The sequence below is a fragment of the Actinosynnema sp. NPDC004786 genome, from assembly GCF_053601135.1.
In genome coordinates this window covers 14,123-40,260 of sequence record NZ_JBSGBG010000021.1, presented here as the reverse complement: position 1 = coordinate 40,260, position 26,138 = coordinate 14,123, and the positions used below count along the sequence as shown (strand labels likewise).

The window sequence follows — 26,138 nt, the reverse complement described above, 5'->3', positions numbered from 1 at the left end:
CGTCGCGCGAACGACCGGGGGTGGACGTGTCCGACCAGTGGTCCGCCGTCCGCGCCGTGCTGCCCGACGTGACCGGGCGGTTCGCCGACCTCGTCCTCGCGGCCGACCCGGACGCGGCCGCCACCCCCGACTGGACGGTCGCCGACACGGCCGCGCACGTCACCGCCATCGCCTCGATCTACACCACGCTGCTCGCGCCCGGCGGCGGCGTGACCGACCCCGTCCTCGCCGCGCGGATCCCCGCCGTCACCGTGGACACCGTCGCCCACCTGAACGACCTGGCGCTGCGCCGCTTCACCGAGCGCGACCCGGCCGCCCTGGCGGCGGCCCTGCGGTCGCTGGCCCGGTCGATCCTGGAGCTGACCGCGCGGGCCGACCCGGACTCGACCGTGCCGTGGCTCGGCGGATCCCGCGTGCCGGTCGCGGGCGTGCTCGCCCACCTCGTCAACGAGCTGCTCGTCCACGGCCGGGACATCGCCCGCGCGGTCGGCGCGCCGTGGGCCATCCCGTCGCACGAGGCCGCGCTGTTCTTCGACCTGTTCATCGTCGGCATGATCCGCCACGACGTCGGCCGCCTGCTCGACGGCGAACCGGCCCGCGACCGCCGCATCGCGGTCGCGTTCCGCTCCCGCCACACCACGCCCGTGACGCTCGTGCTGCACCGGGGCCGGGTGGCGGTCGGGGAGCCCGGCGGGCCGGTGGACGTGCGGGTGCGCTTCGACCCGGCCGTGCTGCACCTCGTGCTGTTCGGCCGGGTGAGCCGGGCGCGTGCGGCGTTGACGGGGAAGCTGCGGGTCGGCGGGCGGCGGCCGTGGCTGCTGCCCGCCTTCCTCCGCGTCGTGCGGATGCCGACGAACGCCGTGCCGGCGTCGGCGCGCTAGGGGAGCGGTCGGACCCGCCGGATGCGGTCGTTGCCCTAGGGGTCCTTGGCGGAGTGCGCCGAGTGGTCCGTGCCGGACCTGTGACGGGCGCGCGCCCGCCGCGGGACGCACGACCGCCCCGCCGGAACACCGGCGGGGCGGTCGTCACGCGTCGGTCGTCACGGGTAGTTGACGACGTACCGCTGCTGCGTGGCCATGTTCGCCGGCCCGCCGATGCCGTTCACGACGTTGTCGATCGTGCCGACACCGCCCAGCGACACCGTCACCAGGTCGCGCAGCCGCACGCCCGACCGGTTGGGCACCTCGAAGCCGTTGGCCGTGTGGATGCTCGGGTCGGCCTGGTTGAACGAGTACACGCCCATGCCCCAGCCGTCGTGCGTGGTGACGTGGTCGGCCACCTTGTACCCGGCCCAGCCGAGCTGGGAGCCGTTCATCCACGCCGCCTGGTTCGGCGGGTCGTACGGCAGCTCGTTCTGGAAGAAGTACGTCCGGCCGCCGTTGCCGTTCCACAGCACGTTGTACTGCTGGTAGTGCTCGACGAACAACCCGTACGCCGTGACGTTGTCGCCGTTGACGACGACGCCGTTGCGCCCGGTGTTGACGTTCCAGCCGACGCCCGCGCCGTGGTCGGCCCGCCAGACCCACGTGTGGTCCACGATCACGTGGTCACTGTTGATCTCCAACGACACCGTCGCCTTGCCCGCCTGGGAACCGCCGACGCGCAGGTACACGTCGTGCAGCGAGGTCGGGTTCGACGCGTGCGAGGCCGAGGAGTTCGTCGGGCCGACCTGGAGGAGCACCGGCGAGTTCTGCACGCCCGCGTCCACCAGGAAGCCGGCCAGCTTCACGCCGTCCACATCGGACACCGCCATCGCGGCCTTGCCGGTGTCGGGCGACAGGGTCGCCAGGCCCAGGCCCAGCACCACGGTGTTCGGCCGGGTGACGTTGATGGTGTCGCTGAGGCGGTGCACACCCGGCGTCAGCAGCAGGTGCTTGCCCTGCGCCAGCGCCGCGTTGGTCGTCGCCACCGGGGTGCCCGGCTTGACGATGAAGAAGTCCGCCAGCGAGATCGACTGGCCGGCGGGCGCGCCGGCCTCCCAGCTCGTGCCGCGCGAGTTGGTGCGCAGCGCCGGGACGAACACCTTGTACTCGCCGTTCTCGAAGTACAGGAACGGCTTCTCGCGCACGATCGGCGTGGTGTCGACGGTGGTGTGCGACGGGTTCGGGAAGTGCTGCGGCGGCGAGCCGGGCGAGCCGACGAACACCATGTTCCACACCGAGCCGTTCCAGCCGCCCGCGAGGTTGCTGTTGCGGGTCAGGAACTGCTGCTGCGAGCCGGACACCGTGACGCCGTCGATCTTGCTGTCCACGATGAGGCCGCCGGACGCCCAGCCGTCGCCGCCGTTCCACAGCTGGACCTGGCCGGACAGGTGCATGCGCCGGTACGACGCGGCCTGCGACACGGCCCACCGCTCGATCTGCCCGGCGGGCAGGTTGACGAACAGGTTCTCGGCCTGCCGCCAGAAGTTCTGCGTCGCGTTGCCGAGGTTGTTCGGGTTGTCGCCCTGCTGCAACCAGTCCGCCTCGACGCGCACGTGGCCGTTGAGCCGCACGTCGTCCGGCCGCAGGCCGAGGCCCGCCACCTGGGTGTAGAAGCGGAGGTTGACGTCGGCGTCGTACACGCCCGGCTTGTAGAGGATCGCGTACCGCTCGGGGCCGAACTGGTTGGTCTTCATCTGGACGGCGATCTGGTCCAACCGGGCCTGCATCGCGGCCCGGTCGTAGCCGGGGCCGTAGATCAGCACGTTGGGACCGAAGTCCGGGTTGCGCGGGTCGGTCGGCGGGATGACGACCCCGCCCGTGGTCTCGGTGTTGACGGCCAGCTCCCACAACGAATAGCCGTAACCGGTGGCGCGCGCCGTGCCGTAGACCCGGAGGTAGCGGCCGGAGCCCGCCACGGTCAGCGTCTGCACGCCGCCCGTGCCGGTGGTGGTGGAGTAGACGGTGTTCCAAGTGGACGCGTTGTCCGACAGCTGCACCTGGAACGCGCGGCCGTACGCGGCCTCCCAGGTCAGCGTCACGCGGCACACCTGCTGCGTGGAGCCGAGGTCCACCTGGAGCCACTGCGGGTCGGCGAACGCGCTGGACCAGCGGGTGCCGGTGTTGCCGTCGACCGCGGCGGTGGCAGGGGTCCCGCCGTTCTCGACGGACGAGGCGGTCACCGGCCGGTTCAGCGCGGCGTTGGTCGTGCCGCACTCGGCGGCCTGCGCGGACTGGGTGATCACGGGGCTGAGCACCGCGGCGACGCCGAGTGCCAGCGCGGCGGTCAGGACCCGTGACAGGGAACGGGGAGAGCTCATGGTCCTACCTGACGAGGTAAGGGGCACGAGATGGCCCGGAGCTGTGCCTCCGTGGCACCGGAGGCGCTGAGAGAGCGCTCTCTCGGAGCGTAACGCCGATGTTGCGAGGACGTCAACGACGGTTCAGGCGGAGTCCCGCACGACCAGCGAGGGCTCGAAGATGACGGACCTGGGGCGCAGTCCCGGTTCCTCGACGTGGTCCAGCAGCAACCGGGACATCCCGGCCGCCATGTCCTCCACCGGCTGCCGCACGGTGGTCAGCCGGGGCCGGCAGGACAGCGCGGGGCCGCTGTCGTCGAAGCCCACCAGCGCCACGTCCTCCGGCACCCGCCGCCCGTGCTTCTGCAGCACCAGCAACGCGCCCTGGGCCATCAGGTCGTTGGCGGCGAACACGCCGTCGATCCCGGGGTGCTCGGCCAGCAGCCGCTCCATGGCCGCCTCGCCGCTGGCCGAGGTGAACCCGCCCTCGGCGATCGGCACGTACGGGAACCCGTGCCGGGCCAGGGCGTCGCGGAACCCGGTCAGCCGGTCCTGCGACGCGGGCACGTCCAGCGGGCCGGTGATCGTCGCGACCTGCGCGCAGCCGCGGCGCACCAGGTGGTCGGCGGCGAGCCTCGCCCCGGCCTGGTGGTCGAGGTCGACGTAGCTGATCGGCACGGGCCGGGCGGGCCGCGCGAACAGCACGGCGGGCAGCCGCGCCTCCACCAGCCGGGCGGGCAGCGGGTCCTCGGCGTGCGTGGAGACCAGCAGCGCGCCGTCCGCGCTGCCCTGCCGCAGGAACGCCAGCACGTCCTCGCGGGCCGGTTCCGTGTCGGCCACCATCAGCACCGGGTGCACGCCGCGCGTGCGCAGGAAGCCGAGCACCCCGCTGGCCACCCGCCCGAAGAACGGGTCGGAGAACACCCGGGCCGCGAACGCGTCCTCCTCGCCCGGGTCGCCCGCGCCGGACACCACGAGCGCGATCGTGCCGGCCCGCTTGGTCACCAGCGACCGGGCCGCCCGGTTGGGCGCGTACCCGGTCTGGTCGATGGCCGCCCGCACGACCTCCTGGATCCGGCGGTCGACGTTGCGCGTGCCGTTGATGACCCGGGAGACGGTCGCGCGGGACACGCCGGCGACCCGCGCCACGTCCTCCAACGTCGGCGGGGTCGTCGGCGGTCTGCTCATGCGGTCATTCTGCCACGTGCGGAGAGCGCTCTCCGAGGCTGAGCGGCGTGTCGCCGGCGGACCGCCCGACCAGCAGCGTGAACGCGCCCGGCTCGACCTGCCAGCCGTCGGCGGTCCAGTGCCGGTAGGCCCGCTCGGGCACCTCGACGTCCACCTCGACCGCCTCGCCGGGCCCGGCGGAGACCGCGGCCCAGCCGCCCAGCCAGCGCTCGGGCCGCTCGACCGCGCTGTCCGGCCGCGTCACGTAGACCTGCACGACCTCGCGCCCGGCCCGGTCGCCGGTGTTGCGGACCCGGACCCGGACGCCGGTCGCCGTCGCGGTGGCCTCCTCGTAGGCCCACGTCGTGTAGCCGAGGCCGTGCCCGAACCAGTAGGCCGGCCGGGCCTGCGACCGGTGCCACGCGCGGTAGCCGACGTGCAGGCCCTCGTCGTAGCGCAGGACCCCGCCGTCGGGCACGACGTTCGACACGGGCAGGTCGCGCTGGTCCGCGGCCCACGTCGTCGGCAGCCGCCCGCCCGGCTCCCGGGCGCCGGTCAGCACGTCGGCCAGCCCGTGCCCGGCCTCCTGGCCGGGAAACCAGGTCAGCAGCACCGCGGCCACCTCGTCGCGCCACGGCAGCTCGACCGGGCCGCCGGAGTTGACCACGACGACCGTCCGCTCGTTCACCGCCCGGACCGCGCGCACCAGCTCGTCCTGGCGTCCCGGCAGGGCCAGGGACGTGCGGTCGAAGCCCTCGCTCTCGATCTCGTCGGTGGTGCCGACGACCACCACCGCGACGTCGCTCGTGCGGGCCAGCCCGACGGCCAGCGCCAGCTCGTCGGCCTCGCCCAGGCGGGGCGGGTCGGCGGCGAGGACGGTCGCCGTGCCGGTGTGCTCGCGCAGCTCGCGCCGGGCCACGAGGTCCACCGCCGTGCCGGCTTCGAGGTGCGCGATGGCGTGCCGGTAGGGCGGGGTGAGGTGGATGACGGCGGGGTCGTCGGTGTCGAGCGGGACGTCCTCGTCGATCAGCCGCTCGCCGGCCACGTCGAGGGTGAGGCGGCCGAACCCGGCCACGGAGATCCGCCAGTCGCCGGTCGCGTCCACCGCGAGCCGCCCGCTCACCTCGATCGCGTGCGCGCCCTCGACCAGCGGCACCTCCAGCACGCGGCCGAGGAGGCGGTGCTCGGCGGACAGCTCCGCGCCGTCGGCGTCCAGGAGGCGGACCAGCACGCCGGGCTCGCCGTTGCCGGGGTGGCGGGTGTTGGCGGTGGTGAGGGGTTCGGGCCGGTCGCCCAGCCGGACGCCCGGCGCGTGCCGGACGTCGGCGACCTCGCGCAGGCCGTCCAGGAAGGACACGACGGACTCGGGGTAGACGCCCGCGCTGCCACCGCCCTGGATGCGGGCGGTGGCGGCGTTCGGCCCGAGGACGGCGACCTTCGCGCCGGGGGACAGCGGAAGGGCGCCGTCGTTGCGCAGCAGCACGGTGCTCGCCGCGACGGCTTCGCGCAGCAGCTCGTGCGGCGCGGCGACCTCGGGCTCGACGGGCGTCGCGCCGTTCAGCGCGCCGACCCGGGCGGCCAGTCGGAGGAGCCGTTCGACCTTGCGGTCGAGCGCGCTCTCCGGCACCTCGCCGCGTTCGACGGCGGCGGCCAGGTCGTTCCACGGGCTGTGCGGGCCGGGCATGGCGAGGTCCTGGGCGGCGTTGGCGGAGGCCGCGGTGGAGCGGACCGCGCCCCAGTCGGACACGACCAGGCCGTCGAAGCCCCAGGAGCCCTTCAGCGGCTCGTCCAGCAGGGGGCTCTCCGACATGGTGGTGCCGTTGACGCCGTTGTAGGCCGACATCACCACCCAGACCCCGGCCTCGACGGCGGCCTCGAACGGGACCAGGTAGACCTCGTGGAGGGTGCGTTCGTCCACCTCCGCGTCCAGGGTCATGCGCTCGGTCTCGGAGTCGTTGGCCACGTAGTGCTTGGCCGTGGCCGCGACGCCGCCGCTCTGCACGCCGGCGACGTAGGCCGCGCCGATGCGGGCGGTCAGCACCGGGTCCTCGGAGAAGCACTCGAAGTGCCGGCCGCCGAACGGCGAGCGGTGCAGGTTCAGCGTGGGGGCGAGCAGCACGTCCACGCCCTTGCGGCGGGCCTCGGCGGCCAGCAGCACGCCGAGGCGGCGCACCAGGTCGACGTCCCACGTGGCGGCCAGCGCGGTGGGGGAGGGCAGCGCGAGGGACGTGCTGCGCTCGTCCCACCCCTGGCCGCGCACGCCGATCGGGCCGTCCGACACCACGATCGACCGCAGGCCGACGTCCGGCTCGTCGTGCGTGCGCCACCCCGTCGCGCCGGTGAGCAGCCGAACCTTGCGCGCCACGTCCAACTTGCCGACCAACTGCCCCACGTCCGGCTCGACCACCACAACCCCCAGTTCCGGAGAGCGCTCTCCCGCCCAGCCTCAGGCCAACCGCCCACCGTGTCAACCACCGTCACCCGTCCCGAGCGTTCAACTCGGGTGTTCCGAACGCAGGACACGCCTGTTCCGGACGTAGGACACGCGCGACGGGAACGTTGGACTCTCGCGCGTGTCCTACGTTCGGAACGCGCGTGTCCTACGTCCGGGTCGGGCGTGTTGAACGTTCGGGTCAGGCGATGTCGGCGCGGGTGGTCGGTTTGCGCGGGTCGGCGGCGCGGTCGAGGAGGGCGGCGACGGGGAGGGTGGCCGCGCCCACGGCGACGGCGTCCGGGCCCAGGCGGCCCAGCTCGATCGAGATCTGCTCGTACGGGTGCCGCAGCGCGTGCGCCCGGGTGGCGGCCACGATCCGGTCGAGCTGGTGCGCGCCGAGCGCCAGCCCGGCCCACCCGCCCAGCACGATCCGCTCCGGGTTGAACAGGTTGACGAGGTTCGCGATGCCCGCGCCCAGGTAACCGGCGGTCTCCTCCAGCACGCGCGCCGCGGTCTTCGACCGGGACGCGGTGTCGATCAACGCCGCCACGGTGGCCTGCTCGTCCCCGGCCGGCAGCTCGCGCCCGCGCGCCTTGCGGTACCGGTCGAGGATGCCCTCGGCCCCCACGTACGCCTCCAGGCACCCCAGCGCGCCGCACCGGCACGGCCGACCGCCGTACACGATCGTCGTGTGCCCCCACTCGCCCGCCGAGCTGGTCGCGCCCCGGTACACGCCGCCGTCCGTCACGACCGCCGCGCCGACGCCCGACCCGATGAGGGCTATCACCACGTGCCGCGCGCCGCGCCCCGCGCCGAACCACATCTCGGCCTGGCCCTGCGTCTTGGCCCCGTTCTCCACGTACAGCGGCCACGCGGACTCCGACGCCGCCGCCACCAGCTCCTCCAGCCGCACGCCGTCCCAGCCGATGGTGGGCGCGTGCACGACCGCCGTCGCGCCCTGCTCCACGGTCCCGGGCACGCCGATCCCGACGCCGAGCACGGTCGAGGCCGGGACGCCCGCCGCCGCCACCACGTCCCGGACCGACGAGGCGATCAGCGACGCGACCGCGGCGGGGGAGGACGGCGACATGGCGTGGTCGAGCGCGGCGAGCTGGGCCAGCGACAGGTCGAACAGCTCGACCTTGATCCCCGTCTCGCCGACGTCCACGCCCACCACGTGCCCGAACGCCGGGTTGACGCGCAGCAGCACGCGCGGCCGCCCGCCGTCCGAGTCGACCGACCCGGCCTCCACCACGAGCCCGTCGTCGACCAGCTCCCCGGTCACGTTCGACACCGTCGCGGCCGACAGCCCGGACAGCCGGGACAGCTCGTACCTGCTCAAAGGCCCGTCGAAGAACAGCGTCGACAGCAGCGTCGAGCGGTTCTGCCGACGCAGGTCGCGGACGGTGGTGCGCTTCGGGGCCACGGCACGGACCTTAGTTTGCGACTTAAAATTAGACTAAGTTTGTAACGTGTTCGTTATTGACGTGACTTGGCTCACCGGGGTTGAGTCTGCAACGACACGAGGACGCCCCGGGCGTCCCAGCCGCGATGGCACCCGCGGCCCGCACTATCGAGAGCGCTCGCCCTTCCCCCGCCCGACAAGGAGAACCCATGCGACTCAGGCGAACGTCCGCACTCGCCGTCGCGGCAGCACTGCTGTTCTCGGCCGCCTGTTCCACCTCGAACCCCGGTGCGAACAGCACGAACGAAGGCGTGCTCAACGTGGGCATGCCGAACGGCCCGCAGACCGAGAACAACAACCCGTTCCTCAACACGTCCGCGGCCAGCTCGCTCGGCTACCGCCGACTGATCTTCGAGCCGCTGGCGATGGTGAACGAGACCGACCCCACGGCGAAGCCCAAGCCGTGGCTCGCGACCGAGTGGGAGTGGTCGGACAACTACAGCAAGCTGAGCCTGACCATCCGCGACGGCGCGACGTGGTCGGACGGCAAGCCGCTGACCGCCGAGGACGTGGCGTTCACCTTCGAGCTGCTGAAGAAGAACCCCGGCCTGAACGTCGAGTCCGTGCCGTACGACGTGATCTCCTCCTCCGGCAACAAGGTCGACGTCGGCTTCCCGAGGTCGCAGTTCGTCAACCAGAAGAAGATCCTCGAACAGCTCATCGTGCCCAAGCACATCTGGTCGACCGTCGCGGACCCGAACACCGACCCGGTCAAGACCCCGGTCGGCAGCGGCCCGTACACGCTGAAGACCTTCACCTCGCAGACCGTCACGCTGACCGTGCGCGACTCGTACTGGCAGGAGCTGCCGAAGGTCAAGGAGGTCCGCTACACCTCCTACAGCGACAACAACGCGCAGACCACCGCCCTGGCGACCGGCGCGTCCGAGTGGAGCTTCGTGTTCATCCCGAACTACGAGGCCGTCTACACCTCCAAGGACCCCGAGCACTACAAGCTCTACTTCCCGCCGGTGCTCGGCATCCACGGCCTGTGGTTCAACACCAAGGTCAAGCCGTGGGACAACCCGGCCCTGCGCCGCGCGGTCAACATGGTGATCAACCGCGACGACATCTTCACCCAGGGCGAGGCCGGGTACTTCTACCCGAAGGTCGACAACATCACCGGCATCCCGACGCCCGCCGGCGACCCCTACATCGCGCCGCAGTTCAAGGACAAGATCGTCACGGTCGACGTCGAGGCCGCGAAGAAGGAGCTGACCGACAACGGCTTCACCTTCGACGGCGACAAGCTGAAGGACCCGTCGGGCCAGCCCGTCACGCTGAAGATGACCGTGCCCTCGGGCTGGTCGGACTACGTGACGAACCTGGAGATCATCAAGGACAACGTGTCCAAGATCGGCATCGAGGCCACGGTCGACCTGCCCAACGCCGACACCTGGACCAAGGCGCTGGACACCGGTGACTTCCAGGCCGCGCTGCACTGGACCAACAACGGCCCGACGCCGTACGACATCTACCAGAACATCATGGACGGCGCGCTGTTCAAGCCGATCGGCGAGGGCGGCATCAACGGCAACTACGGCCGCTACGAGAACCCCGAGGCGACCGCGCTGCTCAACGAGTACGCCAACGCCGCCGACGACGCCGCCCGGACCGCGGCCCTGCACAAGCTCCAGGAGATCCACGTGCGGGACATGCCGGTCGCCATCACCTCCGCGGCCAACGCGGGCGGCCAGTACAGCACCAAGAACTGGGTCGGCTGGCCGGACCAGTCCAACCCGTACGCGCCGCTCCAGCCCACCCTGGAGAACGCGCTCGACGTCGTGATGCAGCTGAAGCCGGCCGCATGACGACGAGCACCGCGGCGTCGGCCTCCGGGACCACGGAAGTGGTCCTGGAGGCCGATGGCCTGACCAAGCACTTCCCGGTCCGCAAGCGCGGGCGCGAGCTGCTGTCCCGGACGACCCGCGCGGTGCGGGCCGTCGAGGACGTCACGCTCCGGCTGCACCGCGGCCGGGTCACCGCGCTGGTCGGCGAGTCCGGCTCGGGCAAGTCGACGGTGGCCCGGTTGCTGGCGCAGCTCTACCCCCAGACCTCGGGCGCGATCCGGCTGCACGGCGAGCCGGTGCGGACCAAGGGCGGCAAGCGCTTCCGGGCGTACAGCAAGCGGGTCCAGATGATCTTCCAGGACCCCTTCGCCTCGCTGAACCCCGTGCACACGGTGCGCTACCACCTGACCCGCGCGTTGAAGATCCACGGCAACGCGGGCAGCACGCCGGGGGAGCTGGAGGAGGCGCTGGCCGCCCTGCTCACCCGGGTGCAGCTCACCCCGCCCGAGCGGTACGTGGACAAGTTCCCGCACGAGCTGTCCGGCGGCCAGCGCCAGCGCGTGGCCATCGCCCGCGCCCTCGGCGCCGACCCCGAGGTGCTGCTGGCCGACGAGCCGGTGTCCATGCTGGACGTGTCCATCCGGCTCGGCGTGCTGAACCTGCTGCGCGACCTGAAGGAGCGCCTGCACCTCGCGATCCTCTACATCACCCACGACATCGCGTCGGCCCGCTACTTCGCCGACGAGACGTTCGTCATGTACGCGGGGCGCGTGGTCGAGGGCGGGGACAGCGAGACCGTGACCCAGCGGCCCGCGCACCCGTACACGCAGCTGCTGATCGACTCCGCGCCGGACCCCGACCGGCCCGCCGCGCAGGAGAAGGACGGCGGCACGGGCGAGCCGCCGTCGCTGATCGCCCCGCCGGCCGGCTGCCGGTTCAACCCGCGCTGCCCGCACGCGATGAAGGTGTGCGCCGAGCAGGTGCCGCCGCGGTTCGCCATCGGCGACGGCGACGGCCACTTCGCCGCGTGCTGGCTCTACGGCGCCGACCTGACCGACGAGGACAAGGCCGAGCTGCGCGCCACCCGGGAGGCGCCGTGAGCTACCTCCTCAAGCGGATCGCGTTCTACCTGTTCACCGCGTGGGCCGCGATCACGATCAACTTCTTCATCCCGCGCGCGATCCCCGGCGACCCGGTGCAGGCGTTGATCACCCGGTCGCGCGGCCAGATGACCAGCGACGCGGTGCAGTCGCTGTACGTGCTGTTCGGCCTGGACAAGGACGCGGGCCTGGTCGAGCAGTACTTCACCTACCTGGGGCAGCTGCTGCGCGGCGACCTGGGCCTGTCGTTCACCTACTTCCCGTCGCCGGTGTCGCAGGTCATCGGCGACGGCCTGCCGTGGACGCTGGGCCTGGTCGGCATCACCACCGTGCTCGGCTTCCTCATCGGCACCGCGCTGGGCACGGGCATCGGCTGGCGGCGCGGCTCGTGGGCCGACGCGCTGATCCCGGTGACCACGTTCGTGTCGTCGATCCCGTACTTCTGGCTCGGGCTCATCGCCATCGCGCTGCTGACCGGCCCGGACAGCTTCTTCCCGGCCTCCGGCGCCTACGACGGCGGCCTGGTGCCCAACCCCGACCTGGAGTTCATCGGCAGCGTGCTGCGGCACGGCATCCTGCCCGCGTTCACCATCCTGGTCTCGTCCATGGCGGGCTGGGTCCTGTCCATGCGCAACATGATGGTCACGGTGGCCTCCGAGGACTACGTGACCGTCGCGCACGCCAAGGGCCTGTCCGACCGGCGCGTGATGGTGTCCTACGCCGCCCGCAACGCGCTGCTGCCCAACGTCTCCGGGTTCGCGCTGTCGCTCGGCTTCATCGTCGGCGGCACGCTGCTGGTGGAGATCGTGTTCTCCTACCCCGGCCTGGGCCTGCAGCTGTTCCAGGCGGTCGGCGCCAAGGACTACCCGCTCATGCAGGGCATCTTCCTCATCATCACGCTGTCCGTGCTGCTGGCGAACTTCCTCGCCGACGTGGCCTACCTCGCGCTCGACCCGCGCACCCGACGGGAGGGCTGAGCAGTGACCGTCGTACCAACCACCGCGGCGGCGTCGCCCGTCGAGGCGCCCGCCAAGCGCCGCAGGCTGCGGTTCGTGGCCAACCCCAAGGCCACCACCGGCCTGGTGATCCTGGGCTTCTTCGCGCTGGTCGCGATCGTCGGGCCGTGGATCGCGCCCTACGACCCGTCCGGGCGCAGCAACGACCTGCTCCAGCCGCCGTCGGCGGCGCACTGGTTCGGCACCACGCACCTCGGCCAGGACATCTTCAGCCAGGTCGTGGTGGGCACGCGCAGCGTCATCGTGGTCGGGTTCGTCGCGGGCCTCGTGGCGACCGTGCTGTCGGTCCTCGTCGGCGTCACCTCCGGCTACCTGGCAGGCGCGGGCAGCGAGCTGCTGTCCGCGCTGTCCAACGTGTTCCTGGTGCTCCCCGCGCTGCCGCTGATGATCATCATCACCTCGACGTTGCCGGAGACCGGCACCTTCACGATCGCGCTGGTCATCGGCTTCACGTCGTGGGCCTGGGGCGCACGCGTGCTCCGGGCGCAAACGCTCTCGCTGCGCGGCCGCGACTACGTGGAGGCCGCGCGGGCGACCGGCGAGAAGACGTGGCGGATCATCCTGTTCGAGATCCTGCCCAACCTCACCGCGGTCATCGCCTCGGGCTTCGTCGGCACGGTCATCTTCGCGGTGACCCTGGAGATCACGCTGGCGTTCATCGGCGTCGGCGCGGGCGGCGACTGGAACTGGGGCACCGTCCTGTACTGGGCGCAGAGCCAGCAGGCCCTCGCGCAGGGCGCGTGGTGGTGGTTCGTGCCCGCGGGCCTGGCCATCGCGCTGCTGGGCACCGCGCTGTCGCTGGTGAACTTCGGCATCGACGAGTTCGTCAGCCCGCGGCTGCGCGGCGGCGGCAAGACCAACGTCAAGACCGCCGACGGGCAGACGGTGCGGATGCGGGTCGGCTTCACGCCGGTGCTCGGCGCCCGGCCGGAGCGAAGGGAGACGTCGTGACCGACGCGGTGCTGGAGATCCGCGGCCTCAACGTGGACTACGGCCTGGGCGACGACGCCGTGCACGCGATCCGCGACGTCGACCTCACCCTGCACCGGGGCGAGGTGCTCGGCCTCGCGGGCGAGAGCGGCAGCGGCAAGTCCACCCTGGCCTACGGCCTGACCAGGCTCCTCCCGCCGCCGGGCGTGATCACCGGCGGCGAGGTGCTGTACCACCCCGACGGCGGCGACCCGGTGGACGTGCTGCGGATGGACCACCGGGCGCTGCGCGCGTTCCGGTGGGCGGAGACCGCGATCGTGTTCCAGGGCGCGATGAACTCGCTGAACCCGGTGCACCGGATCTCCACCCAGCTCACCGACGTGATCAAGGCGCACGACCCGGACGGCACCGGAGCCTCCCGCCTGGAGCGCGCCCGCGAGCTGCTGCGGCTGGTCGGCATCTCCGCCGACCGGCTCGACAGCTACCCGCACCAGCTCTCCGGCGGCATGCGGCAGCGCGTGATGATCGGCATGGCGCTGGCGCTGGAGCCGAAGGTCGTCATCATGGACGAGCCGACCACCGCGCTGGACGTGGTGGTGCAGCGGCAGATCCTGCGCCAGCTCGTCGAGCTGCGCGAACGGCTCGGGTTCTCGGTCGTGTTCATCACCCACGACCTGTCGCTCCTGGTCGAGTTCTCCGACCGGATCGCGATCATGTACGGCGGGCGGATCGTGGAGGAGGCCGCCTCGGCCGACCTCTACCGCGACCCGCTGCACCCCTACAGCCACGGCCTGCTCAACTCGTTCCCGGCGCTGCGCGGGCCGAAGCGCGAGCTGACCGGCATCCCCGGCTCGCCGCCCGACCTGCGGTCGATGCCCTCGGGCTGTTCCTTCCACCCACGTTGTCCGCACGCGATGGAGCGCTGCGGTGTGGAGGTCCCGGTGCTCGGCGTGCCCGCCCCGAAGGCGGGTCCCGGCGACCGCACCGTGGCCTGCTGGCTGCACCCCGTGCCCGACAACGGGCTCTGACCCCGTTCACGACAACGGGATCCGACCTCCAGAGGAGATCAATGGACACCACGGCGCCGACCGTCGGGCTCGACCCCGCGATCGACACCCTGCCCGCCTCGTTCCGCTGGGGCGTGGCGACCTCCGCGTACCAGATCGAGGGGGCGCACGACGAGGACGGTCGCGGACCGTCCATCTGGGACACCTACTGCCGGACGCCCGGCATGGTGCACAACGGCGACAACGGCGACGTCGCGTGCGACCACTACCACCGGATGCCCGAGGACGTCGCGCTGATCGGCTCGCTCGGCGTGGACACCTACCGGTTCTCCGTGGCCTGGCCGCGCGTGCAGCCCGGCGGCAAGGGCCCGGTCAACGCGCCCGGCATGGCGTTCTACGACCGCCTGGTGGACGAGCTGCTGGGCCGCGGCATCACCCCGTGGGTCACGCTCTACCACTGGGACCTGCCGCAGGAGCTGGAGGACGCGGGCGGCTGGCCGGTCCGCGACACCGCGCACCGGTTCGCCGACTACTCGATGCTGGTGTTCGACGCCCTGTCCGACCGGGTGCGGCACTGGACCACGCTCAACGAGCCGTGGTGCTCGGCGATGCTCGGCTACTACGAGGGCCGCCAGGCCCCCGGCAGGCAGGACTTCGAGGCGGCCATCCACGCCGTGCACCACCTGCTGCTCGGCCACGGCCTCGCCACCCGGCGGATGCGCGAGGCGGCCACCGAGCCGATGGAGTTCGGCATCACGCTCAACATGAGCCACGCGAGCCCGGCCACCGACAGCGACGCCGACCGCGACGCGGCCCGCCGCGCCGACGGCCTGTCCCGCCGCATCTACCTCGACCCGCTCGTGCGCGGCCACTACCCGGCCGACGTGGTGGACGACCTGGCCGCCCGCGGGGTGGAGATCCCCCGGGAGCCCGGCGACCTGGAGATCATCAACCAGCCCATCGACGTGCTGGGCGTGAACTACTACTCCAGCTCGAAGTTCTCCGGCGTGGACGAGGACGGCAACACCGCGGACGCCGACGGCGTGCCGGTGTGCCGGGAGGTGCGCTACGGCCGCCCGGTCACCGCGATGGACTGGGAGATCGTGCCCGAGGGCTTCACCAACCTGCTCGTCCAGATCGGCGAGGAGTACCCGGGCGTGCCCATGGTCATCACCGAGAACGGCGCGGCGTTCGACGACCACGCCGACGAGACCGGGTTCGTCCGGGACGACGACCGCACCGCGTACCTCGACGCGCACATCGCGGCGGTCGCCAAGGCCCGCACGGCCGGCGCGGACGTCCGCGGCTACTTCGCGTGGTCGCTGATGGACAACTTCGAGTGGTCCTACGGCTACGACAAGCGGTTCGGCCTGGTGCACGTGGACTACGACACGCAGGTCCGCACCCCGAAGAGCAGCGCGCTGTGGTATCGGGACACGATCCGGCGCGTCCGGGGCAGCTGACCGCGTCGGGAGGGGCGTCCTGCGGTCGTGACGCGGGACGCCCCTCCTCCGTGCGCGCGCACCACCTCGACGCGCACGAGGCCGGTGGGCCGGGGAGCGCCCCGACCCACCGGCCGTCCTGGCGGTCAGCGCCGGTAGACGCCGAACTCGTACAGCGAGTAGCCCCAGCCGGTGCCGCGCTGCGTGGCGTGCAGCCGCACGTACCGGCCGGTGGCCGTGACGTCGATCGAGTCGACGCCGCCGTTGCCGGTCGTGGTGCCGTACACCGCGCGCCAGGTGTTGCCGTCGTCGGACACCTGGATCTCGTACGCCCGGCCGTACGCGCCCTCCCACACCAGCTGCACGTGCTGGAACGTGGTCACCGCGCCGAGGTCCACCCGCACCCACTGCGGGTCGGACCAGTCGCTCGCCCAGCGGGTGGCCGCGTTGCCGTCGGTGGCGTTGGCCGGCGGGAACGGCGCGCCGTCGCCCACCTGCTGGTGGGACGACGCCGTGGTCGGCTTGCCCCGCGCCACGTCCACGCCCGCCGGCTGCGGCGCGACGACCCGCACCGACCTCGTCTCGATGCCGATGTTGCCGCGGCCGTCCTCGGCCATCACGTACACCTTCCACACCCCGAGCCGGTCGGGCGCGGTGAGCGTGAGCCGGTTGCCGTTGACCTGCACGGGCGTGCCGGCCAGGGCCCCGCTGTTGTCGATGTACTTGCTGTTGAACGCGGCCGACCAGGTGATCGGGTCGCCGTTCGGGTCGCTCGCGGCCACGTCGACGTCCAGCCGCGCGCCCGCCGGGACGCTGGTGGGCAGGTTCATCGCGGTGATCACGGGCGGGGTGTTGGCGGGCGTCGCGCCGCCGAACGCCCGCTGCACCGCGTAGAACGACAGCCGCTTCTTGCCCGCCGGGGTCAGGTTGAACCACACCGCGCCGAAGTCGTACTCCGTGCCGTAGTGGAACAGCGTGCCGCCGAACGACACCCCGGGGTGCCCGGTGATGCAGTTCCACGCCCGCGTGTAGCCGTCCCGCTTCTGCACGTCCGTGGGCTCGCTCGGCACGCCGTTGACGTCGTTGGGCACCTCCCACTCACCCGCGGGCCCGGCCTCGGTGAGCAGGTACGGCTTGGTGTGGCCGCCGTTGATCCAGTCCTGCCGGACCTGGCACACGTTGCCGTAGGAGTTCACCGAGTACAGGTCGAGGTCGGGCGCGTGCGCCTTGAGGTAGACCCACGCCCCGGTCCACGCGTCGGTGTTGGTGACCGGGTGGTTGGCGTCGATGGCGTGGATGGCGCGGGCCGCCTCGTTGACGTACTTCGCGTACGCGACGCGCTGGTTCTCCAGCTCCGCGCCGGAGTAGCAGTTCTGCAGGCCCAGGATGGACTCGTTGCCCACGTTCCACATCAGCACGCCGGGGTGGTCCTTGTAGGCGGTCACCCACTGCCGGATCGTGTTCAGCATGTCGTTCTTGTAGGTGGTGTCGGTGACGTAGTTGACGCAGCCGCCGGAGCCGGGGCCGCCGCCGGGCTGCAACCAGAAGCCGTTCATCACCCTGATGCCGTTGGCCGCGGCGGCGTCGAGCAGGGGCCGCGTCGAGGCGTCCGTGCCCCACGTGCGCAACGTGTTGACGCCCATGGACTTCAGCTCCGGCATGTACCGGGCGGCGTCGGCCGCGGGCGGACCCCAGGTCAGGCCCTTCACCGTCCACGGCTGACCGTCCACGGTGAGCTGCCAGTTGCCCTGCGAGCCGGTGACGCGCACGCCCGTGCCGGGCTGGGGGTTCGTGCCCTGGGTGCCGTAGACGCGGAACTCCCACAGCGAGTAGCCGTAGCCGTTGGCGCGCTGGGTGCCGTACACGCGCACGTAGCGGCCGGAGCCGGTGACGTCGAAGCCCTGCCTCCCGCCCGTGCCGGAGGTGGTGGTGTGGACGGTGGTCCAGGCGTTGCCGTCGGCGGAGACCTGGAGCTGGAACGAGGTGGCGTAGGCGGCTTCCCAGTCCAGCTCGACGCGGCTGAGCGCCGAGGTGGCGCCGAGGTCCACCCGCAGCCACTGCGGGTCGCTCCACGCGCTGGCCCACCGGGTGCCGGCGTCGCCGTCCACGGCCGCCGACGCGGGGGTGCCCGCGCCCTCGGTCGAGGACGCCGTGGCCGGCTTGCCCTGGGAGAGCAGCACGGGTGCGGCGCTCGCCGTGCCGGGGACCACTGCGAGTCCCACGAGCAGCGCGAACCCCACGAGCGCCGTGCTGGCGGATCGGAGGCGGTACATGGCGTCTCCTGCCGGATTGTCGGGTCGAGGTGCGGGAGAGCGCTCTCTCAACCCGGCTCGCAGTGTTGCGAACGGACGGCGCGACTGTCAATGAGCATGACTCTTGACACCGCGACGGCCGACCGGCAACCTCAACTGGGAGAGCGCTCTCCCAGCCGCCACGTCCCGCACGTCGGCAGGAGGACAACGATGTCCCGAACACTCCGCTCGCTGGTCGCGACCACCGCGGCCGGCCTCCTCGCGGCCGTCCTGGCCGCCGCCCCACCGGCCCGGGCCGACGACCTGGTCACGCACCACGAGTTCCAGGCCAACTGCTCGCCCACCGTCCACCGCCCCGACGACCCGATCGTCTTCCCCGGGCTGCCCGGCGCGTCCCACATGCACACGTTCCTGGGCAACGGCTCCACCAACGCGGGCAGCACCACCGACTCGCTGAAGGCGGGGCAGACGAACTGCCGGACGCCCGACGACAAGTCGGCGTACTGGTTCCCGTCGCTCTACAACGGCGACCAGCTCGTCGTGCCGAACTTCCCGCAGGTGATCTACTACAAGTCGGGCATCCTGCGGTACCAGGAGGTCCGGTCGTTCCCGGCCGGGATCCGGTTCGTGGTGGGCAGCCCCACGGCGACGCAGGAGCAGTTCCGCACCGCGCCCGGCGCGGTCGAGGGCTGGGAGTGCGGCGACAGCGCCCACAACTGGGACTTCCCGGCGTGGTGCCCGCCCGGCAGCCAGCTCAACGTCCGCTACCAGGCCCCGAGCTGCTGGAACGGCCGCGACCTCGACTCGCCGGACCACAAGTCCCACATGGCCTACCCGGACCGGGCCACGCTGGTCTGCCCGGCCACGCACCCGGTGCCCGTGCCGATGCTGGAGTTCAAGATGGCGTTCCCGGTCTCGGGCGACATGTCCCGCGTGCGGCTGTCCAGCGGGCGCGGGTACACCTGGCACTACGACTTCATGAACGCGTGGGACGGGCCGACGTTGCAGGCGTTGGTCAGCCACTGCGTCAACGGCGGTCTCCAGTGCGACCCGCGCGGGTACGACCAGTACAAGCCGCACCGGGGCGCCGCCCTCGGGCCGGACTACCGGCTGCCGCGGTGACCGGGCTCCGAACCACCCCGGGGCGCCTGCGGGCGCTCTGGGGCGCGGCCCTGCTCGCGCTCCTGGCCGCGTGCGCCACCGTGCCGCCGCCGGCCGCGCCGCCGTCCTCGGCGTCGGCCTCGCCGTTCAACCCCACCGACTCCGCGTGGATCCAGCTCATGATCCCGATGAACGAGCAGCTCCTGCCCGCGCTCGCCCTCGCGCCGCCCCCGCTGGCCGCGTTCGCGGCGGAGCTGGACGCGTCGCACCGGGCGGAGTTGGGGCGGCTCAAGCGGTTGCGGGAACGGGCGGGGCTGCCGGAGGACAACGTGCACGCCGGCCACCAGATGCCCGGCCTGGTGTCCGAGGCCGACCTGGCGGGGCTGCGGATGGACCCGTCCGGGCTGCCCGCGAAGCTGCGCGAGCACCTGGACCAGTCGGCGTCGCTGGCGAGGGGCGAGCAGGAGAGCGGGGCCGACCCGGAGACGCGGGAGCTGGCCGCGTCGATCGCGGCGGCGCGGGCCGGGCAGCTCGCGCGTCTGGAGGAGGTGTCGCCCTGACCGGGTCGGCGTGGGCGGCCGGGAAATCGCGCGTGCGGGGAAGCGGTGCCCGACCGGTTGGCGCGATCGGTGGCCGGGTGGCACAGGGCCGCGGCCCGGCCCCACCGGCGTCGATCCGTCGTGCCGGTCGGGCCGTGCTCCCGGCGTTGGGCAACATCCGAGAAGTGCGGTGTCGTCGCGGCCGGTCGGCTCCGGCGTAGCGTCGGAACCATGAGTGCTGCGGAGCGCGGACGGGTGCGGGTGGAGACCGGGACCAAGCGGGTCCGGGCCTACCTGGCGGGCGAGCTGGTCGTGGACACCACGCGGCCGGCGCTGGTGTGGGAGAAGCCGTACTACCCCACGTACTACTTCCCGGCGGAGGACGTCCGGGCGACCCTGGTGCCCACCGGCGAGGTGAGGCGCTCGCCGAGCCGGGGCGACGGCGAGCTGTTCGACGTGAAGACGTCCGCCGCCACCGCGGCGGGCGCGGGGCTGCGCTACCCGGACTCGCCGCTGGAGCCGCTGCGCGACCTGGTCCGGCTGGACTGGGACGCGATGGACGAGTGGTTCGAGGAGGACGAGCCGGTCTACGTCCACCCGCGCGACCCGTACACCCGCGTCGACGCGTTGCCGAGCAGCCGGCACATCCGGGTCGAGGTGGACGGCGTCGAGGTGGCGAACTCGCACCGCCCGGTGATCCTCTTCGAGACCGGCCTCCCGGCCCGCTACTACCTGCCGATGACCGACGTCCGGCTGGACCTGCTGCGGCCCACCGACCTGCGCACGAGCTGCCCGTACAAGGGCACCGCCGAGTACTGGTCGGTGGTGGTCGGCGACCGGACGCACGAGAACGTGGTCTGGGGCTACCGCACCCCGCTGCCCGAGAGCGGGCGGATCGCCGGCCTGGTCGCGTTCTACAACGAGAAGGTCGACACCTACGTCGACGGCGTGCTGGAGGAGCAGCCCCGCCGGCACGTCCGCTAGCCGGGGCGCACGCGGTGCGACGACCCGGCCGCACGCGCCGCCCGTACGGCGGATGGTCGGGCCTGATCACTCCGGGGACGCTTGCGAACCATGAACGTCTTCCCCTCCACCCCGAGGGCCCACCGCAACCCCGTGGTCGTCGCTCGGAAGATGGCTCTGCTCAAAGCGCCCCACCTGGCGAAGTTGACGGAGTTCGCCCAGCGCATCGCCACCGAGCGCAAGGTCGACGTGCCGCTGTTCGACCCGGCGAGCGGCGGCGTGGACTCGAAGGTGCTCCTGCTGCTGGAGTCGCCGGGGCCCGCGTCGGCGGGCTCGGGGCTCAACTCGCTGGACAACGACGACCCCACGGCGGCGAACCTGTTCACCGCGATGGCGGAGGCCGGCCTGTCGCGGAAGGTGTGCCTGAACTGGAACGTGGTGCCGTGGCACCTGGCCAACCGCGAGCCGAGCCCGGCGGAGCTGCGGGCGGCGGTGCCGTACCTGGTGGAGCTGCTGCGGATGCTGACCGCGCTGAAGGTGGTCGTGGTGCTCGGCAGGCCCGCGGGCACGGGGTGGAACCTGTCGGGCCGCGGCCACAAGCTGAAGGTGATCAACGCCCCCCACCCGTCGCCGCTGTCGATCAACCGCGACCGTGCCTCCCGCTGGCCCCAACTGGTGACCGCCTTCCGCCAGGCCGCCGAAGCCGCCGGCTGACCTCGACCGGGAGGGGCGCGGCCGGATCAGCCGCGGCCGGCCCGCGCCTGTGATGACGCGAGGGCTCGCTTCGGCAGTGCTGGGCGCGCTCGCGTCGGTGCCGGGCGGCGTGGCGTTGCGTTGCGTGGCGTTGCGCGGGGCGGGGCGGTGTTGCGCGGGGCGGGGCGCGGCGTTGCGCGGGGCGGGGCGGGGCGACGTTGCGCGAGGCGGCGCGGCGTTGCGTGGCGCGGGGCGGCGCGGCGTAACGTGGCGTGGCTTGGCTTGGCTTGGCTTGGGCTGGGCGGAGCGGCTGGGTGCGGGCTCGCATCCTGAACTGAGCCGTCCCCGAGCCGCGCACCGACCAGCACGGCCGAGAGCACGGCCTACCCGCCGAACAGCTCCAGCAGCTCCGCCGGCGGGACCTCTTCGAGCTGCGCGTACGTGCACGACTCGGGCGTGCGGTCCGGGCGGAAGCGGACCAGCCTGCTCGTGTGCCGGAACCGCCGGGCCTGCAGGTGCTCGTACCGCACCTCCGCCACCAGCTCCGGCCGCAGGGGCTCCCACGACAGGGTCTTCGCCGGGTTCCACCGGCTCTGCGCGCCCGGCGTGGTCGCGTCCAGCCCGGCCCACTCCGCCCACGGGTGGTCCGCCCGCGCGCCCTCGCGGTACGGGGCCAGCTCGTCCAGCAGCTCCCGGCGGCGCGCGGCGGTGAAGCTGCTGGCCACGCCGACGTGGTGCAGCACGCCCGCGTCGTCGAACAGCCCGAGCAGCAGCGAGCCGACGCCCTCGCCGTCCTTGTGCGGCCGGAACCCGGCCACCACGCAGTCGGCCGTGCGCTCGTGCTTGACCTTCCACATCACCCGCTTGTCCTGCTCGTACGGCAGGTCCGTGCGCTTGGCCACGACCCCGTCGAACCCCGCGCCCTCGAACCGGGTGAACCAGTCCTGGGCCTGGTCCGGGTCGTCCGTCGCGGGTGTCAGGTACAGGCCCGGCACGTCCCGCAGCACGCCTTCCAGCAGCCGCCGCCGCTCGCCGAACGGCGTGGCCGTCAGGTCGCGGTCCGCCAGCGCGAGCAGGTCGAACGCGACGAACGCGGCGGGCGTGTCCGCGGCCAGCCTGCGGACCCGGGACGCGGCCGGGTGCAGCCGGAGCTGGAGCAGGTCGAAGCTCAGCCCGTCCGGGGTGACGATGACGATTTCGCCGTCGACCACGCACCGCGGCGGCAGCCCGGACCGCAGCAGCTCGACCACCTCGGGGAAGTACCTGGTCAGCGGCCGGTCGTTGCGCGAGCCCAGCTCCAGCTCGTCGCCGTCGCGGAACACCAGGCACCGGAACCCGTCCCACTTCGGCTCGTAGACGAGCCCCGGCTCGCGCGGCACCGAGTGCACGGCCTTGGCGAGCATCGGCCGCACGGGCGGCATCACCGGGAGGTCCACGCCGCCGAGCGTAGGTCGCGGCGGCGGATTTCACCGTGGAAGCGAATTGAGGACAGTAGTTGACCGCATGGGGGCCTAGCGTGAGGTCATCGCCGAAACGGGAGGCAGGACCACCATGAACGCCACGACCACCGCCACGACCGAGCTGACCGACCTGCTGTCGACCCTGGACAGGCACCGCGGGTTCCTCCGCTTCACCGTGCGCGGGCTCGACGACGAGCAGGCGCGGCTCACCCCGACCGCGAGCCGGCTGTCCCTCGGCGGGCTGATCAAGCACGTCCGGGCCGTGGAGGAGGGCTGGATGCGGTTCGCCGTCGGCGGCGCGGAGCTGATGGAGAGCGAGCCCCAGGACTGGGAGAACGGCTTCCGCATGCTCCCCGACGAGACCCTGGACGGCCTGCTGGCCGACTACGAGGAGACCGCGGCGAAGACCGAGCGGCTGCTGCGCGGGCTCGACCTGGACACCGCCCACCCGCTGCCGGTCGCGCCGTGGTTCGAGCCGGGCGTGTCCTGGACCGTCCGCCGCGTGGTGCTGCACCTGATCGCCGAGACCTCGCAGCACGCGGGGCACGCCGACATCATCCGCGAGACGATCGACGGCCAGAAGACGATGGGCTGACGGCCGGCGCACCACGTCGGCGGGTGGGAAGACGACGGGCTGGCGGCCGGTGCCGGAGCCGGCGCGCCACGTCGGCGGGCGGGGAGACGACGGGCTGGCGGCCGGTGCCGGAGCCGGCGCGCCACGTCGGCGGAGGGAGACGACGGTCTGACGGTCGCGCGCTAACGCCGGCAGAGCCGGCGCACGGCATCGGCGTGCGAGGGGTAGCGGGGGACCAGGGTGTCCGCCTCGCCGAAGGCGACCACGTCGTCGGTGTAGGGCGGCACCACCACCGTGCCGACCAGCGACCACCCGCCGTCCGGCTCGCTGCCCTGCCACACCCCGGCGGGCACGACGACCTGCGGCCGCTGCCCGGCGGCCAGGTCCGGCCCGAGCACGGGCGTGGTCACCGCGCCGTCCGGGTGCAGCAGGAGCATCCGCAGCGGCGCGCCGCGGTGGTGGGCGTAGATCTCCACGTGGTCCAGCCGGTGCAGCGCGGAGAACTCGCCCTCCCGCAGCAGGTAGTAGATCGCGGACACCTCGGGGGAGCGCCACGACTGCCCGAACCAGCCGCCCTCCACCGGCAGCTCGGCCAGGCCCAGCGCCGCGATGACATCGTCCGCGCCCACCGTCACGGCAGCTCCGCCTCCACCGGCTCGTGCACCACGACCATGCCCTTGCCCAGCCGCTTCGCCGTGTACATCGCGGCGTCCGCCGTGCCGAGCAGGTCGTCGGCGGTCAGCGACGGGTCGAACCCCGGGCGGTGCGAGATCCCGATCGACGCGCGGATCAGGTGGGATCCGTTCGCGGTCCGGTGGGGCCCGTCCAGCGCGGCCAGCACGCGCCGCCCGATCTCCTCCGGCGGGTGCGGGTAGCCGTCGACCAGCACCCCGAACTCGTCGCCGCCCAGCCGGGCCACCACGTCCTGCGGCCGCACGCACGACTGGAGCCGCGACGCCACGACCCGCAGCACCGCGTCGCCCTCGGCGTGGCCGTAGTTGTCGTTGACGTCCTTGAAGCCGTCCACGTCGATGAACAGCAGCACCAGCGGCGACGGCCCGGCCAGCGCCGCCTCCAGCCGCTCCCGGAACAGCACCCGGTTCGCCACCCCGGTCAGCGGGTCGTGGTACGCCTGGTGCCGCAGCCGCTCGCGGCTCTCCCGCAACTGCTCCAGCAGCTTGACGTTGTCGATCAGCGTGATGAGCTGCCGCGCGATCACCAGCAGCACCACGCCGAGCCCGACGTAGATCTCCACCGGGTTCAGCCGCACGCCGGTCGCCGTGCCGACCACGATGAACAGGCCCGTGACCAGCATCGGCAGGTACGGCACCAGCAGGTGCAGCAGCTCGCCCGCGCGCAGCCGGGTGGAGCCGACCCGTTCCGGGGCGGTGTCGGCCGGCGCGATCGCGCCGAGGAGGAACAGCGCCGGGCACACCATGAACCCGATGTCGGCGGCCGTCGGGATCGCGGTCGCGCCCTGGCTCACCAGGTACGCGAAGATCCAGCCCGACGCCGACTGGGCCAGCGCCGCCAGCGCGATGAACAGCACCGGGAGCTGCCGCACCGACCGGTGCGTCCACGACGACACCAGCAGCACGACCACCAGCACCAGGTAGGCCGCCGGGTGCGCCACCACGGACGCGAACCCGGGCCCGGACGTGGCCCACGCGCGGACCATCGACTCCAGCGCCGAGACCCACGTCAGCACGAACAGCGAGCCGACCACGATCAGGCAGTCGAGCACCACCACGAGCCTGTTGCGGTGGCCGGGCAGCGTGCCCGGTCCGCCGTGCGCGAGAACCAGGATCGCGCACAGCCCCAGCGCCGGCACCAGCATGAACGCGAGCTGCGCCAGCGTGGACGAGGGCAGCGACACCCCGAGGAACACCTGGCCCCAGATCCACGCGGCCAGGCCGACGACCAGGCTCGCCATCGACGCGGCCATCCACAGCCGCCACCGTCGCGCCGTCCCCTGCCGCCGCTGCGCCGCCCGCCAGTAGGACACCATCGCGGCGGACGAGGCGAGCAACTGGGTGAACTTGTCCACGGCCACCGACGCGGGCCGGTCGAGCACACCGGAGACGACGAGCCAGACGAGGCCCACGACCAGGGCGCAGACGGCACCGGAGACGACGCCGAACCGCCTCAGGGACATGGCACCCCGCTCACGCCACTGGAGCCGATCAGTTGACCGAGTCACTGTAGTGACCTCGTGACACTGTGTCGATCGGGGGTGTCGGCGCGCCCCGCGCGTGTCACGACGGCCCGCGGCGGAGGTGACCACTAAGGTTTCGAACTGGTGTTCGTCGGCGGGTGAAGGGGCCAGTGTGCGCGTGTTCGGGGTCGACCCCGGGTTGACCCGGTGCGGGTTCGGCGTGGTCGACGGCGGCGCGGGCCGCACCGTGCGGCCGGTGGCCGTGGACGTGGTGCGCACGCCGGCCGACGCGGACCTGGCCGTGCGGCTGCTCCAGCTGTCCGACGAGGTGGAGCGCTGGCTGGACCGCTACGAGCCGCAGGTGGTGGCGATCGAACGGGTGTTCAGCCAGCACAACGTCCGGACCGCGATGGGCACCGCGCAGGCGGGCGGCGTGGTCGCGCTGTCGGCCGCGCGCCGGGGCCTGCCGGTCGTGTTCCACACGCCGAGCGAGGTGAAGGCCGCCGTCACCGGCTCGGGACGTGCGGACAAGGCCCAGGTCACCGCCATGGTGACCAAGCTGCTCGGCCTGAAGACCGCGCCGAAGCCCGCCGACGCGGCGGACGCCCTGGCCCTGGCCATCTGCCACCTGTGGCGCGCGCCGATGCGCTCGCGCCTGGAGGAGGCCCAGGCTCGAGCCGCCGAACTGGCCCGCACCCACCGCGCCCGCCTCGCCCAGGCCGGCGCACGGGCATCGGCCACCCGCACCCCACGCCCCACCACGACCACCCCCACCCCCACCCGCACCGCCACGCCGGCCCCCGCCGCAGCGACCCGCGCCGCCGCGACCGCCC

General features: G+C 72.7%; 20 protein-coding genes and 1 pseudogene. 13 read left to right on the top strand and 8 right to left on the bottom strand.

Annotated elements, in window-relative coordinates:
* Window positions 1-20 precede the first annotated feature (20 nt).
* On the top strand, window positions 21-881 hold the full coding sequence (locus ACWEFJ_RS20250) for a maleylpyruvate isomerase family mycothiol-dependent enzyme (protein WP_378088587.1): 861 nt from the start codon (window positions 21-23) through the stop codon (window positions 879-881).
* Between the two features lie 158 nt (window positions 882-1,039).
* Here ACWEFJ_RS20250 and ACWEFJ_RS20245 read toward each other — a convergent pair whose 3' ends face one another.
* The 4 genes from ACWEFJ_RS20245 to ACWEFJ_RS20230 all read right to left on the bottom strand — a co-directional run bounded on the left by ACWEFJ_RS20245 (window position 1,040) and on the right by ACWEFJ_RS20230 (window position 8,247).
* On the bottom strand, window positions 1,040-3,241 hold the full coding sequence (locus tag ACWEFJ_RS20245; protein ID WP_449714663.1) for a discoidin domain-containing protein: 2,202 nt from the start codon (window positions 3,239-3,241) through the stop codon (window positions 1,040-1,042).
* 123 nt (window positions 3,242-3,364) lie between these two features.
* Window positions 3,365-4,408 (bottom strand): LacI family DNA-binding transcriptional regulator, encoded by a 1,044-nt coding sequence (locus tag ACWEFJ_RS20240; protein WP_378088583.1) that lies wholly within the window; start codon window positions 4,406-4,408, stop codon window positions 3,365-3,367.
* A gap of 4 nt (window positions 4,409-4,412) precedes the next feature.
* Window positions 4,413-6,794 (bottom strand): glycoside hydrolase family 3 C-terminal domain-containing protein, encoded by a 2,382-nt coding sequence (locus ACWEFJ_RS20235; protein ID WP_449714662.1) that lies wholly within the window; start codon window positions 6,792-6,794, stop codon window positions 4,413-4,415.
* 226 nt (window positions 6,795-7,020) lie between these two features.
* Complete coding sequence (locus tag ACWEFJ_RS20230) at window positions 7,021-8,247, bottom strand: ROK family transcriptional regulator (RefSeq protein ID WP_378097493.1); 1,227 nt, start codon at window positions 8,245-8,247, stop codon at window positions 7,021-7,023.
* A gap of 188 nt (window positions 8,248-8,435) precedes the next feature.
* On the opposite strand from ACWEFJ_RS20230, the gene ACWEFJ_RS20225 reads away from it, so the two are divergent.
* From ACWEFJ_RS20225 to ACWEFJ_RS20200, 6 genes are read left to right on the top strand one after another with little or no spacing between them, the layout of a single operon-like run.
* The gene (locus ACWEFJ_RS20225; protein WP_378097496.1) at window positions 8,436-10,094 is read left to right on the top strand and encodes an ABC transporter substrate-binding protein; all 1,659 of its coding nucleotides are present in this window, start codon (window positions 8,436-8,438) and stop codon (window positions 10,092-10,094) included.
* Entirely contained in the window at window positions 10,091-11,173 is a 1,083-nt protein-coding gene (locus tag ACWEFJ_RS20220; RefSeq protein WP_449714661.1) for an ABC transporter ATP-binding protein, read from the top strand. Before ACWEFJ_RS20225 ends, ACWEFJ_RS20220 begins: the two co-directional genes overlap by 4 nt.
* Complete coding sequence (locus tag ACWEFJ_RS20215; RefSeq protein ID WP_449714660.1) at window positions 11,170-12,150, top strand: ABC transporter permease; 981 nt, start codon at window positions 11,170-11,172, stop codon at window positions 12,148-12,150. The genes ACWEFJ_RS20220 and ACWEFJ_RS20215 overlap by 4 nt, the downstream gene beginning before the upstream one ends.
* A gap of 3 nt (window positions 12,151-12,153) precedes the next feature.
* On the top strand, window positions 12,154-13,140 hold the full coding sequence (locus ACWEFJ_RS20210) for an ABC transporter permease (RefSeq protein ID WP_378097505.1): 987 nt from the start codon (window positions 12,154-12,156) through the stop codon (window positions 13,138-13,140).
* Window positions 13,137-14,147 (top strand): ABC transporter ATP-binding protein, encoded by a 1,011-nt coding sequence (locus ACWEFJ_RS20205; RefSeq protein ID WP_378097508.1) that lies wholly within the window; start codon window positions 13,137-13,139, stop codon window positions 14,145-14,147. Before ACWEFJ_RS20210 ends, ACWEFJ_RS20205 begins: the two co-directional genes overlap by 4 nt.
* Window positions 14,148-14,188: 41 nt before the next feature.
* Window positions 14,189-15,589 carry a GH1 family beta-glucosidase gene (locus tag ACWEFJ_RS20200; RefSeq protein ID WP_449714659.1) on the top strand — a complete coding sequence of 467 codons (1,401 nt, stop codon included), beginning with the start codon at window positions 14,189-14,191 and terminating at the stop codon, window positions 15,587-15,589.
* A gap of 125 nt (window positions 15,590-15,714) precedes the next feature.
* Here the strand turns inward: ACWEFJ_RS20200 and ACWEFJ_RS20195 are convergent, their stop codons facing one another.
* Window positions 15,715-17,841 carry a discoidin domain-containing protein gene (locus tag ACWEFJ_RS20195; protein WP_449714658.1) on the bottom strand — a complete coding sequence of 709 codons (2,127 nt, stop codon included), beginning with the start codon at window positions 17,839-17,841 and terminating at the stop codon, window positions 15,715-15,717.
* A 189-nt stretch (window positions 17,842-18,030) separates the two neighbouring features.
* Between ACWEFJ_RS20195 and ACWEFJ_RS20190 the strand changes: the two genes are divergently transcribed.
* From ACWEFJ_RS20190 to ACWEFJ_RS20175, 4 genes are all read left to right on the top strand, one after another.
* Entirely contained in the window at window positions 18,031-18,942 is a 912-nt protein-coding gene (locus tag ACWEFJ_RS20190; RefSeq protein WP_449714657.1) for a DUF1996 domain-containing protein, read from the top strand.
* Window positions 18,939-19,481 carry a DUF305 domain-containing protein gene (locus ACWEFJ_RS20185; RefSeq protein WP_449714656.1) on the top strand — a complete coding sequence of 181 codons (543 nt, stop codon included), beginning with the start codon at window positions 18,939-18,941 and terminating at the stop codon, window positions 19,479-19,481. Before ACWEFJ_RS20190 ends, ACWEFJ_RS20185 begins: the two co-directional genes overlap by 4 nt.
* Before the next feature lie 210 nt (window positions 19,482-19,691).
* Window positions 19,692-20,444, top strand: a complete 753-nt coding sequence (locus ACWEFJ_RS20180) for a DUF427 domain-containing protein (protein ID WP_378097188.1) — start codon at window positions 19,692-19,694, stop codon at window positions 20,442-20,444.
* Window positions 20,445-20,534: 90 nt separating this feature from the next.
* Complete coding sequence (locus tag ACWEFJ_RS20175) at window positions 20,535-21,137, top strand: uracil-DNA glycosylase (protein WP_449714655.1); 603 nt, start codon at window positions 20,535-20,537, stop codon at window positions 21,135-21,137.
* A 362-nt stretch (window positions 21,138-21,499) separates the two neighbouring features.
* Here the strand turns inward: ACWEFJ_RS20175 and ACWEFJ_RS20170 are convergent, their stop codons facing one another.
* A complete protein-coding gene (locus ACWEFJ_RS20170; RefSeq protein WP_449714654.1) occupies window positions 21,500-22,552 on the bottom strand; it encodes an ATP-dependent DNA ligase in 1,053 nt (350 codons plus the stop codon).
* A gap of 115 nt (window positions 22,553-22,667) precedes the next feature.
* Between ACWEFJ_RS20170 and ACWEFJ_RS20165 the strand changes: the two genes are divergently transcribed.
* On the top strand, window positions 22,668-23,171 hold the full coding sequence (locus ACWEFJ_RS20165) for a DinB family protein (protein WP_378097196.1): 504 nt from the start codon (window positions 22,668-22,670) through the stop codon (window positions 23,169-23,171).
* Between the two features lie 161 nt (window positions 23,172-23,332).
* Here the strand turns inward: ACWEFJ_RS20165 and ACWEFJ_RS20160 are convergent, their stop codons facing one another.
* Both ACWEFJ_RS20160 and ACWEFJ_RS20155 read right to left on the bottom strand, forming a co-directional pair.
* On the bottom strand, window positions 23,333-23,785 hold the full coding sequence (locus tag ACWEFJ_RS20160) for a cupin domain-containing protein (RefSeq protein ID WP_378097198.1): 453 nt from the start codon (window positions 23,783-23,785) through the stop codon (window positions 23,333-23,335).
* Window positions 23,782-25,305, bottom strand: coding sequence for a diguanylate cyclase domain-containing protein (locus ACWEFJ_RS20155; RefSeq protein WP_378097201.1), 1,524 nt, complete (start codon window positions 25,303-25,305; stop codon window positions 23,782-23,784). The genes ACWEFJ_RS20160 and ACWEFJ_RS20155 overlap by 4 nt, the downstream gene beginning before the upstream one ends.
* A gap of 172 nt (window positions 25,306-25,477) precedes the next feature.
* Here ACWEFJ_RS20155 and ruvC point away from each other — a divergent pair.
* A pseudogene (gene ruvC / locus ACWEFJ_RS20150) lies at window positions 25,478-26,059 on the top strand (crossover junction endodeoxyribonuclease RuvC); the annotation flags it as partial.
* Window positions 26,060-26,138 lie beyond the last annotated feature (79 nt).

Bases quoted from the DNA above. Each gene is read 5' to 3' on its own strand.
- ACWEFJ_RS20245 (WP_449714663.1), bottom strand. From the start codon at position 3,241: ATGAGCTCTCCCCGTTCCCTGTCACGGGTCCTGACCGCCGCGCTGGCA.
- ACWEFJ_RS20240 (WP_378088583.1), bottom strand. From the start codon at position 4,408: ATGAGCAGACCGCCGACGACCCCGCCGACGTTGGAGGACGTGGCGCGG.
- ACWEFJ_RS20225 (WP_378097496.1), top strand. From the start codon at position 8,436: ATGCGACTCAGGCGAACGTCCGCACTCGCCGTCGCGGCAGCACTGCTG.
- ACWEFJ_RS20220 (WP_449714661.1), top strand. From the start codon at position 10,091: ATGACGACGAGCACCGCGGCGTCGGCCTCCGGGACCACGGAAGTGGTC.
- ACWEFJ_RS20200 (WP_449714659.1), top strand. From the start codon at position 14,189: ATGGACACCACGGCGCCGACCGTCGGGCTCGACCCCGCGATCGACACC.
- ACWEFJ_RS20195 (WP_449714658.1), bottom strand. From the start codon at position 17,841: ATGTACCGCCTCCGATCCGCCAGCACGGCGCTCGTGGGGTTCGCGCTG.
- ACWEFJ_RS20190 (WP_449714657.1), top strand. From the start codon at position 18,031: ATGTCCCGAACACTCCGCTCGCTGGTCGCGACCACCGCGGCCGGCCTC.
- ACWEFJ_RS20180 (WP_378097188.1), top strand. From the start codon at position 19,692: ATGAGTGCTGCGGAGCGCGGACGGGTGCGGGTGGAGACCGGGACCAAG.
- ACWEFJ_RS20175 (WP_449714655.1), top strand. From the start codon at position 20,535: ATGAACGTCTTCCCCTCCACCCCGAGGGCCCACCGCAACCCCGTGGTC.
- ACWEFJ_RS20165 (WP_378097196.1), top strand. From the start codon at position 22,668: ATGAACGCCACGACCACCGCCACGACCGAGCTGACCGACCTGCTGTCG.
- ACWEFJ_RS20155 (WP_378097201.1), bottom strand. From the start codon at position 25,305: ATGTCCCTGAGGCGGTTCGGCGTCGTCTCCGGTGCCGTCTGCGCCCTG.